We start from the raw sequence: 13,043 nt of genomic DNA on the forward strand, positions 1-13,043 counted from the left end.
TATTCGTTTATTCGCTCTTCCAACTGTAGACGTACTGTTGATTTTCAACCTGCTGCGCCGCCTCACTAAAGTGTAATGCATGCCGCGTATCAATCATCACTGCCACTTCATCGGTAAATTTTTTCTTATGCTCTTGCCCAGCTTGGAACGCTTTCGGATGTGGGCCATGGGTAAACCCGGCAGGATGAAAAGTGACCATGCCAGCTTCAATATTATCGCGGCTAAAGAAATCACCCGCATGGTAGAAGAGCACTTCATCGTAATCATCATTGTTATGATAAAACGGAACCTTTAAAGCGCCGGGGTCACTCTCAATCGGCCGAGGCACAAAGGTGCAGACCACAAAACCTTGGCCAACAAAGGTTGTGTGAGCGGAGGGCGGCAAATGATAGCGATGCGACATCAACGGCCGAATGTCTCGCCAGTTGAGTTTCACCACAGAAAGATCACCGTGCCAACCTACTGCATCCAATGGGTTAAATGGATAAGTAATGACGCTGATTTTCTCATGACGTTTTAAATGAACTTGGGTGGTCTTTTCTGAATACTGCGCTTTAAACTCTGGATTAATCGACGGGACTTGCAAAACCGCAGGATCGAATATGGCGTGGTTCCCTACTAGCCCTTTTTCTGGCAAAGCATACGCCGCATCCGTATTCTCTATCATTAGAATGAACATCGGCTCACTTGGCTCCAGCCGCCAATTGGTTGAGCGCGGGATCAACACATAATCCCCTTCTGAAACGCTCAAGTGTCCGTAATCGCAATAAAAATCAGCGCTTCCTTGATGAATAAAAAGTAACTCATCACCATCGGCGTTACGCACTAAATGATCCATCGCTTGAGCCAGCTTCCATACTCGGACTTTACATTGTGCATTATGCAATAGATGCGGCACGCTCCACGGTGAACTTTGTTTGGCTTGCTCGATCAAATTAAAATTAAAGGCTCTCGGCCTTAACTCACCTTGCCATTCACTCCACCCAGTCGGTGCATGTTGGTGATGGAAATGGGCCGCAGGGCCAAAAAAGCCACTGCGTCCTGCTTCTCTTTCATAGATGGCCTCTTGCGGGAAGTCGGCATGAGCTTGGTTTGAACATACCCCTTCTCGATGAGGAAATGTGATCCATTTATGCATCGCTGAGTACTCCTCGCCGAATTTGATCTTCTTCAATCGACTCAAATAACGCTTTGAAATTACCTTCCCCGAACCCTTCATTACCTTTACGTTGAATGATCTCAAAAAAGACTGGGCCAATGACGGTTTGAGTAAATATTTGCAGCAAAATTCCATCTTTCATCGGTGCACCATCAATCAGGATCCGCAGCGCTTTTAACTGATCAACATCTTCTTGATGCCCTTCAACTCGATCACTGACTTTTTCGTAGTAAGTATCCGGTGTTGGCATGAAATCCATCCCTCGTTCGCGCAGAGTACGTACCGTCTGGTAGATATCATCAGTGGATAAAGCGATGTGTTGGATCCCCTCACCATTGTATTCACGAATAAACTCTTCTATTTGTGATTTATCGTCAGACGATTCATTAATTGGGATGCGAATTTTACCGCAAGGCGCTGTCATTGCACGGCTAACTAACCCAGTTAGCTTCCCTTCAATATCAAAATAGCGAATTTCACGGAAGTTACCGATCCGCTCATAAAAGCCAGACCAAACGTCCATGTGGCCTTGTTTGACGTTATGCGTTAAGTGGTCAATTTCGAACAAGCCAACATTGGCGTGAGTCATTCGTTGTTTGGCATCGGCATAGAACTTGAAATCCACATCATAAATGCTCTGGCTACCATAACGATCGACAAAATAAAGCAAGCTATCGCCAATTCCATAAATCGCGGGAATACTCAGTTCCATCGGGCCAATTTGTGTTTTGTATTCTCGCCCGCCATTTGCCTGCACATGCTGCATGGCGACAGATGCATCATGAACGCGAAACGCCATCCCACACACTGAAGGTCCATGCACTTTGGCAAACGCTGCAGCTTGGCTATGGGGTTGAGAGTTAACGATAAAATTGATATCCCCTTGACGATATAACCACGCCTCTTTTGAGCGGTGCTTGGCTATCTCAGCAAAGCCAAGAGAAGTAAACAGCTCTTTTAACTGCGCGATTCCAGCGGGATCAGCCGCGGTGTATTCCACAAATTCAAAACCGTCTGTTCCCAATGGGTTAAATGTTGAGGTCATCTCGCGCTCCTTTTTTGTTAACGCTTGTGTTGAGTATTGCGAACATGGCGTAATTTTCAGCAAAAATGAACCCTATAACGAAAAACGGTTTAGCGGAGAACAAATAGTGTCGATGTAATTAAAATGTTACACAAATCTATTAATGAGCAGTAGGATAGTAAATTAGCGAATTTCACAGAGATGATTTATTTTTATTACACTGAATATTAAGCGCTTTTTCTTAATCGGCCACGTTAATCACAAGTCAATCATAACCAGTTGCTCAGTAAAGCGAATAGCACGGCGTAACATTTTAGCTACATTTATTAAAAGCCGACACTGCCTCCGGCAAAAAACACACAATCGGGCGAGGTGTTAGGCGCACATGATTTTTATATGCCGAGCTACACGAACAAAACATTAGGCCAACACAAGTGAATCATTAAGTTAAAAACAATAGCCATTGGCTATATATAAGCGAAAAATTCGGTTGTTTTGTCGTGCTTCTTTGATTTATCGCAGAACATCGCGTCATCCACACGCGATATGGTATGGCTTCTGTTTCCTACGAGATAACAAAATGACCATGATAAATGAACAGCGCTTGGTTGAGCACTTTCTACAACTAATTCAAATTGACAGCGAATCGGGTAACGAAAAACAGATTGCAGAAACGCTGTCTGAACAATTGGGTGAGCTTGGTTTTTCAGTCCAAAAACTGCCCGTACCTGAACATGTTTCCAATGGCTTTAACCTTTATGCTCGCCTAGCAGGACAACTCGATGACAGTGTCGTACTGAGCTGTCACATGGATACCGTCAAACCGGGGATTGGTATCACACCCGTCATTGAAAATGGCGTCATTCGCTCTAACGGTGAAACCATTTTAGGCGGCGATGACAAATCGGGTATTGCGGCCATTATGGAGGCGATTCGAACGATTAAAGCGCAAAAACAACCTCATAAAACCATTGAAATTGCATTCACCGTCCATGAAGAAGGCGGGCTACAAGGCTCCAAACACTTTGATATGTCTCATATTCAATCGGCTAAGGCGATTGTACTCGACACTGGTGGTCCAATAGGAACCATCGTTAAAGCCGCCCCAGGGCAGCAAAAAATCATCGTTAATATAAAAGGCAAACCCGCACACGCAGGCCTTGCTCCTGAAGAAGGTATTAGCGCTATCGCCGTCGCAGCCGATGCGATTACCCAAATGAAATTGCTGCGTATTGATGAGGAAACCACGGCGAATATCGGCCTTGTTCATGGAGGTGGCGCAACGAATATCGTCATGCCTGATCTTAGAATTGTCGCTGAAGCCCGTTCATTGAATGATGATAAGTTGAGCCTACAAGTTGAACATATGGTGTCAACATTTCAGGCCGCGGCGCACAAGCATGGCGCACAGGTTGAGATTGAATCTACTCGTGCTTACAACGCCTTTGTATTGGATGAAGAGCATCCGCATATCGTTGCGATCAAAAAGAGCTTTGAATCGGTTGGAATTGCACCAAAAACCAAACGTACTGGTGGAGGCAGTGATGCAAACAACTTTAACGAAAAAGGATTAGTGACCGTCAATTTGTCAACGGGCATGGCGAAAGTTCACACCACCGAAGAGTATATTGCGATCAGTGATATGGTGAAGATTGCAGAATTCCTAACAACGTATTTGACCGAATAAGCCTTACGATAAAACAGGCCTCATTTTCGCGAGGCCTGCTAAAGAAACATTGGTGGGATTTGTATAAATTATAAGCCTATATTTTCCGTTAACGCTTTGATTTGTTCTAAATCCATGCGGTGAACTTGGATCATCTGATCGATTTGGCTAATTCTTGAATTCGCTTCATCTTGCTTATCACATGCGTCTGATTTTGCATCCCACGACTTACCTTCTAGGTAGACATCACAATCGGTTTTGAGCGTTTTTAGCTTCGGTACTAAAGTTTCTTTCTCTTTTTGCAGCGCTTCTAACTCTTGCTTAATTTTCAATTCACGTTGGAACAGTTCGCGTGAACGTTCAAAAATCGTTGCCTGCATATCGGCTTGCCGATTTAATTTAGAATTTTTGTTCTCAACTTGCGCTAGTGCATTTTCCTGTGTATTAAGTTTCGCTTGCAGCGCTTTATTTTCTGCCATTAATGCTTGGTATTGGCTTTGCGCTTGATCCAGATCTTGTTGATACTGCTTTTGTTGCTCTTCTAATGCTTGTTGAAGTTTATTTGCTACTTCAGCGTCGACACTGGCGACTTTTAATTGCACTTTTTCAGCTAATTGGCTTTTATCTTGGGTGAGCTGTTCATATTTTTCTTCTAGCTGATGGTATGTTTTTTGCCAGTTATTCGTGGTGATACTTGAACCGATTAAGCCACCTAATGCTAACCCCAACACCCCTGCTAACGCGATGTAGACGTAGGTGCGTTTGTCTCGTTCTTCAATCACTACGACATCGTCTTGTGCATCAATGTCCGTCTGTTTGTTCACTCTTTCGCTCCTATCTATCTCAGCGAGTTAATTCAGTAATCACAATTGAGGCAGCATAAATGACAAAAGCAGTGAGTAAAGAAACCACCACACCTTTTTGCAACTTTTCGTTGGTACGATAACGAATAAAAATAAAAGCAATGGCGATCAATAAAATAATGGTGATGAGTCGTGTCATTAGCCTATCCTCTCACGTAGTGTATATCATTTATAACACGCGATAAGTCAGAAAAAAGTAGAACAATCGACAACAAGCGTAAAGTTTTCACCCCTCATCCTACGTTTACGTCTATAAATGGTTAACAAACCACCAAACGGCAGAAAATTGAGATCAAAAGCACAATTTTTCTTGTCTTGAAAAACGCTTTATGTAACATATCTCGCCTTGATGGTAAGCGCACTTATCATCAGTTCCGATGAAGACTGCAGGAGAGTAGCCTTAGTTTATTCAAAGTATGAGTAAACAGGCTCGCCGAAGAAGTAAATCTTTCAGGTGCTAATGCTCTCTCTTATGAGAGCTGGCGAGGACTGTAGTTGGAGGAACCTCTGGAGAGAACCGTTTAATCGGTCGCCGAAGGAGCAAACCCTATTTGGGGTGAAACTCTCAGGCAAAAGGACAGAGGAGTGGAAAGTTACAATCATAAATAGGTGTGGTTTCTTCACCACTGACCTGCTGTGATCTTTTTGTGGGATCTTTTCAGATTACTGCCCTTTCCCTCTTCTCCTTAACTGTCGTTTTATTAAGGGGAACTAATGAACAACCTGCAATCTATTCTTGAATCTATAGACAACTTTGTCTGGGGACCACCACTTTTAATTTTATTGGTCGGTACAGGCATCTATTTTACGTTTCGTCTCGGTCTTATCCAATTTCGACATTTACCTACCGCACTTAAGATGGTGTTTAGTAAAGACAAAGACGCCGGTAAACAAGGCGATGTATCAAGCTTTGCCGCCTTATGTACCGCACTTTCCGCGACGATTGGAACCGGTAATATCGTTGGCGTAGCGACAGCGATTAAGCTCGGTGGGCCGGGCGCGCTATTTTGGATGTGGTTAGCCGCGCTGTTTGGTATGGCGACCAAATACGCTGAATGTTTACTGGCAGTAAAGTATCGTCAAGTGGATGACAAAGGCCAAATGGTTGGTGGCCCGATGTATTACCTGCAATATGGCGTGGGCTCGCGAACTTTGGCGGTTTTATTCGCCCTATTTGCCATCGGCGTCGCTTGTTTCGGCATTGGTACATTCCCACAAGTCAACGCGATTTTAGATGCTACTGAAATCTCTTTTGGTGTGTCACGCGAAATATCAGCAGTGGTTCTAACGCTGTTAGTCGCATTTGTCACGGTCGGTGGTATTCAATCAATTGCTAAAGTGGCTGGGAAAGTGGTACCTGCCATGGCCCTTTTTTACATCCTTGCGTGTTTGAGTGTGATCATCAGCAACAGCGATCAATTACTCACGGCCATCAGTTTAGTTATCACTTCTGCCTTCACTTCCACAGCCGCTACTGGTGGTTTCTTAGGAGCGAGCATCATGCTAGCGATTCAATCAGGGATTGCGCGCGGTGTATTTTCTAATGAATCTGGTCTTGGCAGCGCGCCAATGGCCGCGGCGGCAGCGAAAACTGACTCTTGCGTAAAACAAGGGTTGATTTCAATGACTGGTACTTTCTTTGACACCATCATTATTTGCACCATGACCGGGCTTGCGCTGATCTTAACTGGCGCATGGCAAAGTGATTTTTCTGGTGCCGCTATGACAACCTATGCATTTGCCGTGGGCTTAAATGCGCAAACCTTGGGCCCGATGATGGTCTCCATTGGTTTGATGTTTTTTGCTTTTACGACGATTTTAGGCTGGAACTATTACGGTGAGCGCTGCGTGGTATTTTTGTTTGGTACCAAAGCAGTAATGCCTTATAAGCTGATTTTTATCGGTTTGGTGGCATCAGGTGCGTTCTTGCACCTTGATATGATTTGGATTATTGCTGATATCGTTAACGGTTTAATGGCTATCCCTAATCTGATCGGATTAATCGCATTACGTCATATTGTGCTTGAAGAGACCAAGCTATTTTTTGAAAAACAGTCAGCGCCTTTGGCGCGTAATCCTCAAACTCAATACTGAGTAACCACATTGCAGGTAGGCATTAAATCGCCTACCTGCGGTTTGAAGCCTGTCTTTTCCGCTTTTTAATCTGTTTATCCAAACAAGAATACGATAAGTTTAAAACAGCTAAAATGATTATCGAGGTAGGAACACCGTATCCCAAGGCTAATCCTTCCAGAAACAACAAAAAACACACTAAGATAACTGCACAAATAACCAATATATTCAAATTACCCTCAACACGTGATGTCTCGTAATCCATGCAAGGTTTTATATCGTAAATTTAAAGCAGTAACTTCAAAAAAATGTCATTCTAGCTTTGTTCAGAAAACTCCTACAACTAATTGATTAAATTATCTTTTCTCAAGCATTAATTTTAGACCCAGAGCAACTAGAACCACGCCTGTTGTCCCTTCCATCCATTTCATAAACGACGCATTTTTGAGTAAGTTTTTTGCAAAGCTCAATGCGCCCGCTAAACCGCACTGCCAACACATAGCGATAACAAAATGAATAGCAGCCATCAAAAGCGATTGCAACAACGGAGAATATTCTGGGTTAATAAATTGCGGCAAAAATGCGAGATAAAATACTGCCGTTTTGGGGTTCAACACATTGGAAAGAAAGCCTTCACGCAATGACCGCTTCAGCGTAAATTCACTGTGTGAAATGGCCGTAACCTGCATACCTTGGCTATTTTTCAGCAACGCTTTTAAGCTAGATAGTCCCAGCCAAATTAAATACGCCGCACCAATCATTTTAACCACATGAAACAGCTCGGCCGATTGTGCCAAAATCGCCGAAATACCGACGGCGGAAAAGGTCGCATGCACAAATAACCCCATGCAAATACCCAAACTTGTTATGCTGCCGTCAGTGAACCCAGCTCGTGATGTGTTACGAATCACCAGTGCCGTATCTAGCCCTGGAGTTAGCGTTAATATAGTAATTGCGATCAGAAAGGCTTCAACGTTTTGGATATACATACCCGTCCTTGTATAAAAGAAATGTCATCGTTTGCCTTTTTATACCTGAGCTCTTTTATAAAGTCTTTAACAGTTTTCACTGGATAAGAAAATAATGAAATACTCACAGCCTTGTCGGTTTGGGTCACGCTCTTTCACCTTGATTGACTTGGATAGCCTTGGTTAGACACTTAATGGTTGCTACACTTACTTCTCTTTTACGTCACGGAAGGCTAATTCCATGGATGCATTCAATCAATTAGTTCAACATTCTAAGAAAATTTCACATTTCAATCATTTAGCGGCTATTTGTGGCTGGGATCAAGCCGCAGTAATGCCTGCTGGCGGCGCTCAAGCTCGCTCGGAAGCGATGGCGCACTTGTCCGTTCATATTCATAGTTTACATACTCAACCTCAATTGGCTGAATGGTTTGATAAAGCACAAAATGAGCCATTGGACGATGAGCAAAAAGCAACTCTGCGTGAACTCAAACGCCACTGGCAGCAGGCAAACGTACTACCTGAAGCTTTGGTGCAAGCGAAATCTCTTGCTGGTTCAAAGTGTGAACATGCTTGGCGTACCCAACGCAAAAACAATGATTGGGTCGGTTTTGAGAAAAACTGGGCTGAGGTGGTCACACTCTCACAGCAAGAAGCGCAGATCCGCGCTGATGCTACAGGTTTAACGCCTTATGATGCGATGCTCGATCTTTACGAACCGGGTACAACAACTCAATCATTGGACGCTGTTTTCAGCGATGTTAAAACTTGGCTGCCAACATTAATCGATCAAGTCATAGAGAAGCAACGCGCCGAAGAGATAATCATACCGACTGGCCATTACCCTGCTGAAAAGCAAAAGGCGCTAGGCTTAGAAGTCATGAAACTGCTTCAGTTTGATTTTGAACACGGTCGCCTTGATGAAAGCGTTCACCCTTTTTGCGGCGGTGTTCCAACCGATGTTCGGATCACCACTCGTTATAATGAGTCGGAGTTTATTCAGTCTCTAATGGGCATTGTCCATGAAACGGGCCACGCACGTTATGAGCAAGGCTTGCCTAAACATCTTGCAGGTACACCAGCAGGAGAAGCGCGTTCGATGGGTATTCATGAATCTCAATCGCTCTTTTTTGAAATGCAGATGGGGCGCAGTGAACCCTTTATTGAGCACTTAGCCACCCTAGCCGCCCGCTATTTTTCAGGTAGTGAAGATAAAGTATTTGCACAAGCGAATTTCCAGAAGATCTACACTCGAGCTGAAAAAGGCTTTATTCGTGTCGATGCCGACGAGCTGACTTATCCAGCTCATGTAATTTTACGTTATGAAATTGAACGTGATTTGATCAATGGTCATATCAAACATACCGATGTGCCTGAGCTATGGGATCAAAAAATGCAGGCTTACCTCGGCCTTTCTACCCAAGGAAATGACCAAAACGGCTGTATGCAAGACATCCACTGGACAGATGGAAGCTTTGGCTACTTCCCTAGTTACACGCTGGGTGCTATGTATGCGGCCCAGTTTATGGCAGCAATGAAGAAAACGGTGGATGTAGACAGTGTCATCAAATCAGGCAATTTAACTCCTATTTTCAATTGGTTATCTGACAATATCTGGAGTAAAGCGAGTCTATTCACTACCGATGAACTGGTTAAGGCGGCCACTGGGGAAACACTGAATCCAGTACATTTTCAGACTCACTTAAAAAATCGTTACCTCTAGTTCGGTTATTTATCTATATACGAGCCGCCCTGAAGTGGCTCGTATATTGTGGTAAACTTAATTGGCAGTCTACTTCCTCCGAACTAAATAAATTAAGAAAAATCGACCCAAATAGACTGGTTATCTGCCGACTCCACACATTTTTCGCAGAGTCGAACACCATTAATTCCAGCGTCAATACCAGGATACCACATCTTCTGAGCCGTTTGCTTATCACCATGATCAATCGCATTCATTACTAAAGCAAAGCGGTGATAAAGATTTGCCCATGATTCAAAATAGCCTTCCGCATGTCCACCCCCAATCCGATTAGAGGCAACACCAGCCACATCTTTGTATAGGTAGCCCATGTCTCGATCTAAAATACGAACAGGTTCACCTTGTATTTCATAACGCAGCTGGTTAGGGTGCTCATCCCACCACTCTATTGACGCCTTTTCTCCTACAATTCGAATTTTTTGTTGATGCATCGAGCCTGCATTGACAGCAGAAGCCCAAAGAGTCCCAACAGCCCCACCCTCAAATTCCATCATCACATGGGCATTGTCTTCTAAAGGAGCCCGTGATGGAATGAAGCTTTGACGCATACAAGAGAGACGGTCTACTTTCAGTCCAGTCATCATTTCACATAAATAAAATGCGTGGGTACCAATATCACCGATCACATAAGTAGGGCCAGACACTTCTGGGCTCACTCGCCATTTCAAACCAGGATTATCTTTTTCATGTTCAATATTATGGAAACCATGAGCAAATTGCATTGTAACCACTCGAATTTCACCAAGATCTCCCCGTTCAACCATTTCTCGTGCCTGATGCACCATTGGAAAACCGGTATAACCATACATCACGCCGAGCATACGATCTTTAGCTTTTGCAATAGACTTCAGTTCTTCTGCCTCTTTACTGGTGAAGGTAATCGGCTTTTCACACACCACATGCAACCCCGCTTGTAGGGCTGCTTTGCAAATTTCGTAATGTGTTGAATTCGGCGTCGCAATCGATACGGCTTGGATACCGTCTTCCCGACTGGCTTCCTGTTCAAATAACGTTTGATAGGAGGAATAACAGCGAGCTGGATCAAGACCAATCTGCTTCCCAAAATCTTGACAACGCTGTGCATCTAAGTCAAAAGCACCGGCAACAAGAGTAAATAGACCATCCCGTACAGCCGCATTTCGATGTGAATATCCAATTTGACTACCACGTCCACCGCCAACCATTCCCCAGCGGATAGGGAGTTCGAATCGCTGCTCTTCATTAAACATGTGTTGTTTCTCCTAGTTATTTTTGGGTATAGCTCAACGGTTACTATACGGCGAAGAATTCATTTAATGAAATATAAAGTTCCAAATGTGTGATCATTTGAAATTTTTATTCGAATTATTTTCCCTATTTGAAACCAACGCTCATTACACCACGCCAAACGTCGCAAATATCAACATCACTCCCGTGGCAACAATGGGGATCGCTAATTTACACACAAAAATATCTTCATAAGAATCTCGATGTGTCATGCCACAAATGCTAAGCAATGTAGTCACTGCATCATTGTGAGATCATGAGTTCAATCCACTACATGCAATCGAAGCAATTCGATGCAACGCTTCTAGACTGCTCCCTAAGTGTTCCGCTTGCTGAATATAAATATTGCCAAGTACACCCAAAGCAATGCGTAGCCCACCAGGAGCAGAACCCGTAATTTCAGCCAGTAAACTGGAAGATACTAATGATGAAAAGATGTTCTGTATGGGGCATGGAATAGCCCATTGATCGGCTATGAATTAACCCAGAGTGACCGCAGATTGCGGATTAGATGCACTAAACCCAAGCTATAAAAGCATACGGCAGATGATCAAAACTCTTCCAGAAATGGAAAAGCTTGACTCCATATTCGTCAAGCTTTTCTAAACCCCCAGCCTAGCTGGGGGTTTAGCTATTAAAAAATCCAATCAATCCATCGTTGGCATCGAGAAAGAGCTGGCATGTTGCTCTAACCGAACGCTTGTAGGCCAACGGCTGGTAACGGTTTTCATGCGGGTATAAAAACGCACTCCATCTTGACCATGGACATTGAGTGGCCCAAATATTGATCGCTTCCAGCCACCAAAACTGTGGAACGCCATAGGAACTGGAATAGGCACATTGATACCAACCATACCTGTATGGACCTCTTCACTAAACTGGCGAGCAGTTTCACCATCGCGGGTAAAAATAGCAGAACCATTGCCGTATTCATGGCGGTTAATCAATTCTAACGCGGTTTGATAATTATCAACCCGTACCACGCACAACACTGGGCCAAAAATTTCTTCTTGGTACACAGTCATTTCGGGTGAAACATAATCAATTAACGTTGGACCAACAAAATAGCCCGCTTTATACCCTTCAACTGAACAATCTCGACCATCGGTAACTAAGGTAGCTCCCTGATCCTGTCCAGATTGAATATAGTCACAAATTTTTTGTTTATGCAGTGCCGAGATCACAGGCCCCATGTCATTTTCTATGCTATCAACCAAACCGGGCCCAACTCGCATGGTGGCGATTTTTTGTTGTAGTCGCTCAATTAATTGATCAGCCGTTTCATCACCGACGACTACGGCGACAGAAAGTGCCATACAACGCTCTCCAGCAGCACCAAAGGCCGCGCCCATAATCGCATTGGTCGCCATATCAATATCGGCATCTGGCATCAAAATGCAGTGGTTTTTAGCACCACCTAATGCTTGGCAACGCTTACCATGAGCAGAGGCAGTGCTATAAATATATTCGGCAATCGGTGTTGAGCCAACAAAGCTGACAGCTTGAATTCTCGGATCGGTGAGTAGTATATCGACCGCTTCTTTGTCTCCATTCACAACATTAAACACCCCATCAGGTAATCCCGCTTCGGTGAGCAGTTCAGCAAGAATTAACGCTGTGCTAGGATCTTTCTCTGACGGTTTTAAAATGAAGGTATTTCCCGTTGCCAAAGCAATGGGGAACATCCACATTGGCACCATCGCCGGAAAGTTAAATGGGGTGATACCAGCACAGACACCGAGTGGCTGCATTAAAGAATGGCTATCAACATGCGTACCCACATTAGCAGAGTGTTCCCCTTTCTGTAGATGAGGAATACCGCAAGCAAACTCAACCACTTCAAGTCCTCGAGTCACTTCACCTACCGCATCTGAATAAATTTTACCATGTTCGTTAGAGATAATCCGAGCCAAGCGAACCATATTCTGTTCCAGTAGCGCTTTAAAGCGAAACATAACCCGCGCACGTTTTAACGGGCTGGTTTTCGCCCATGAGGCAAACGCGGTTTCCGCAGCGTTGATCGCTTCTATAACATCTTCCTTTTGACTTAATTGCACCTGACGGGTTTGCTCACCTGTAGCAGGGTTATAGATTGCAGAAAATCGCTCACTCTGGCTTGTTTTGCGTTGACCATTAATAAAATTCAGCACCGTTTCCATCGTTTTCTCCTTCGGCTGTCTTGACTGGAAGATCATTATTCTTTTGCTGTCACTACGTATTCCGTACTTCTTTGAACTGTCCTAACGACAACCCATCATATAG

At 44.0% G+C, this 13,043-nt stretch carries 11 protein-coding genes and 1 riboswitch; of the genes, 3 read left to right on the forward strand and 8 right to left on the reverse strand.

The features are described 5' to 3' along the window. Positions 1-7: 7 nt before the first annotated feature. Together AACQ17_RS04820 and hppD are read right to left on the reverse strand one after the other, a co-directional pair. Complete coding sequence (locus tag AACQ17_RS04820) at positions 8-1,138, reverse strand: homogentisate 1,2-dioxygenase (protein WP_064625238.1); 1,131 nt, start codon at positions 1,136-1,138, stop codon at positions 8-10. After that, positions 1,131-2,204, reverse strand: coding sequence for a 4-hydroxyphenylpyruvate dioxygenase (gene hppD, locus AACQ17_RS04825; RefSeq protein WP_094148041.1), 1,074 nt, complete (start codon positions 2,202-2,204; stop codon positions 1,131-1,133). The genes AACQ17_RS04820 and hppD overlap by 8 nt, the downstream gene beginning before the upstream one ends. Positions 2,205-2,763: 559 nt before the next feature. Between hppD and AACQ17_RS04830 the strand changes: the two genes are divergently transcribed. After that, entirely contained in the window at positions 2,764-3,870 is a 1,107-nt protein-coding gene (locus tag AACQ17_RS04830; RefSeq protein WP_094148039.1) for a M20/M25/M40 family metallo-hydrolase, read from the forward strand. 68 nt (positions 3,871-3,938) lie between these two features. Here AACQ17_RS04830 and AACQ17_RS04835 read toward each other — a convergent pair whose 3' ends face one another. Further along, entirely contained in the window at positions 3,939-4,673 is a 735-nt protein-coding gene (locus AACQ17_RS04835) for a chromosome partitioning protein ParA (protein ID WP_094148037.1), read from the reverse strand. Between the two features lie 19 nt (positions 4,674-4,692). Further along, positions 4,693-4,851 carry a hypothetical protein gene (locus AACQ17_RS04840; protein ID WP_010319274.1) on the reverse strand — a complete coding sequence of 53 codons (159 nt, stop codon included), beginning with the start codon at positions 4,849-4,851 and terminating at the stop codon, positions 4,693-4,695. 358 nt (positions 4,852-5,209) lie between these two features. Further along, a riboswitch (glycine riboswitch) is annotated at positions 5,210-5,303 on the forward strand. Between the two features lie 123 nt (positions 5,304-5,426). Here AACQ17_RS04840 and AACQ17_RS04845 point away from each other — a divergent pair. Beyond that, complete coding sequence (locus AACQ17_RS04845) at positions 5,427-6,806, forward strand: alanine/glycine:cation symporter family protein (RefSeq protein WP_017050528.1); 1,380 nt, start codon at positions 5,427-5,429, stop codon at positions 6,804-6,806. A 335-nt stretch (positions 6,807-7,141) separates the two neighbouring features. On the opposite strand, the gene AACQ17_RS04850 is transcribed toward AACQ17_RS04845, so the two are convergent. Further along, on the reverse strand, positions 7,142-7,774 hold the full coding sequence (locus AACQ17_RS04850) for a LysE family translocator (RefSeq protein ID WP_013856840.1): 633 nt from the start codon (positions 7,772-7,774) through the stop codon (positions 7,142-7,144). A 220-nt stretch (positions 7,775-7,994) separates the two neighbouring features. Here AACQ17_RS04850 and AACQ17_RS04855 point away from each other — a divergent pair, with 220 nt between their 5' ends. Next, positions 7,995-9,476 carry a carboxypeptidase M32 gene (locus tag AACQ17_RS04855; protein WP_094146954.1) on the forward strand — a complete coding sequence of 494 codons (1,482 nt, stop codon included), beginning with the start codon at positions 7,995-7,997 and terminating at the stop codon, positions 9,474-9,476. Between the two features lie 92 nt (positions 9,477-9,568). Here the strand turns inward: AACQ17_RS04855 and AACQ17_RS04860 are convergent, their stop codons facing one another. The 3 genes from AACQ17_RS04860 to AACQ17_RS04870 form a co-directional block, all read right to left on the reverse strand. Further along, positions 9,569-10,744 carry a Gfo/Idh/MocA family protein gene (locus tag AACQ17_RS04860; protein WP_094146953.1) on the reverse strand — a complete coding sequence of 392 codons (1,176 nt, stop codon included), beginning with the start codon at positions 10,742-10,744 and terminating at the stop codon, positions 9,569-9,571. 144 nt (positions 10,745-10,888) lie between these two features. Then, positions 10,889-10,993 carry a hypothetical protein gene (locus tag AACQ17_RS04865; RefSeq protein ID WP_017047611.1) on the reverse strand — a complete coding sequence of 35 codons (105 nt, stop codon included), beginning with the start codon at positions 10,991-10,993 and terminating at the stop codon, positions 10,889-10,891. Between the two features lie 435 nt (positions 10,994-11,428). Beyond that, positions 11,429-12,940 carry a CoA-acylating methylmalonate-semialdehyde dehydrogenase gene (locus tag AACQ17_RS04870; protein WP_026027994.1) on the reverse strand — a complete coding sequence of 504 codons (1,512 nt, stop codon included), beginning with the start codon at positions 12,938-12,940 and terminating at the stop codon, positions 11,429-11,431. Positions 12,941-13,043 lie beyond the last annotated feature (103 nt).

The sequence above is a fragment of the Vibrio sp. V10_P2A27P122 genome, from assembly GCF_963874335.1.
Lineage (GTDB): Bacteria > Pseudomonadota > Gammaproteobacteria > Enterobacterales > Vibrionaceae > Vibrio > Vibrio anguillarum.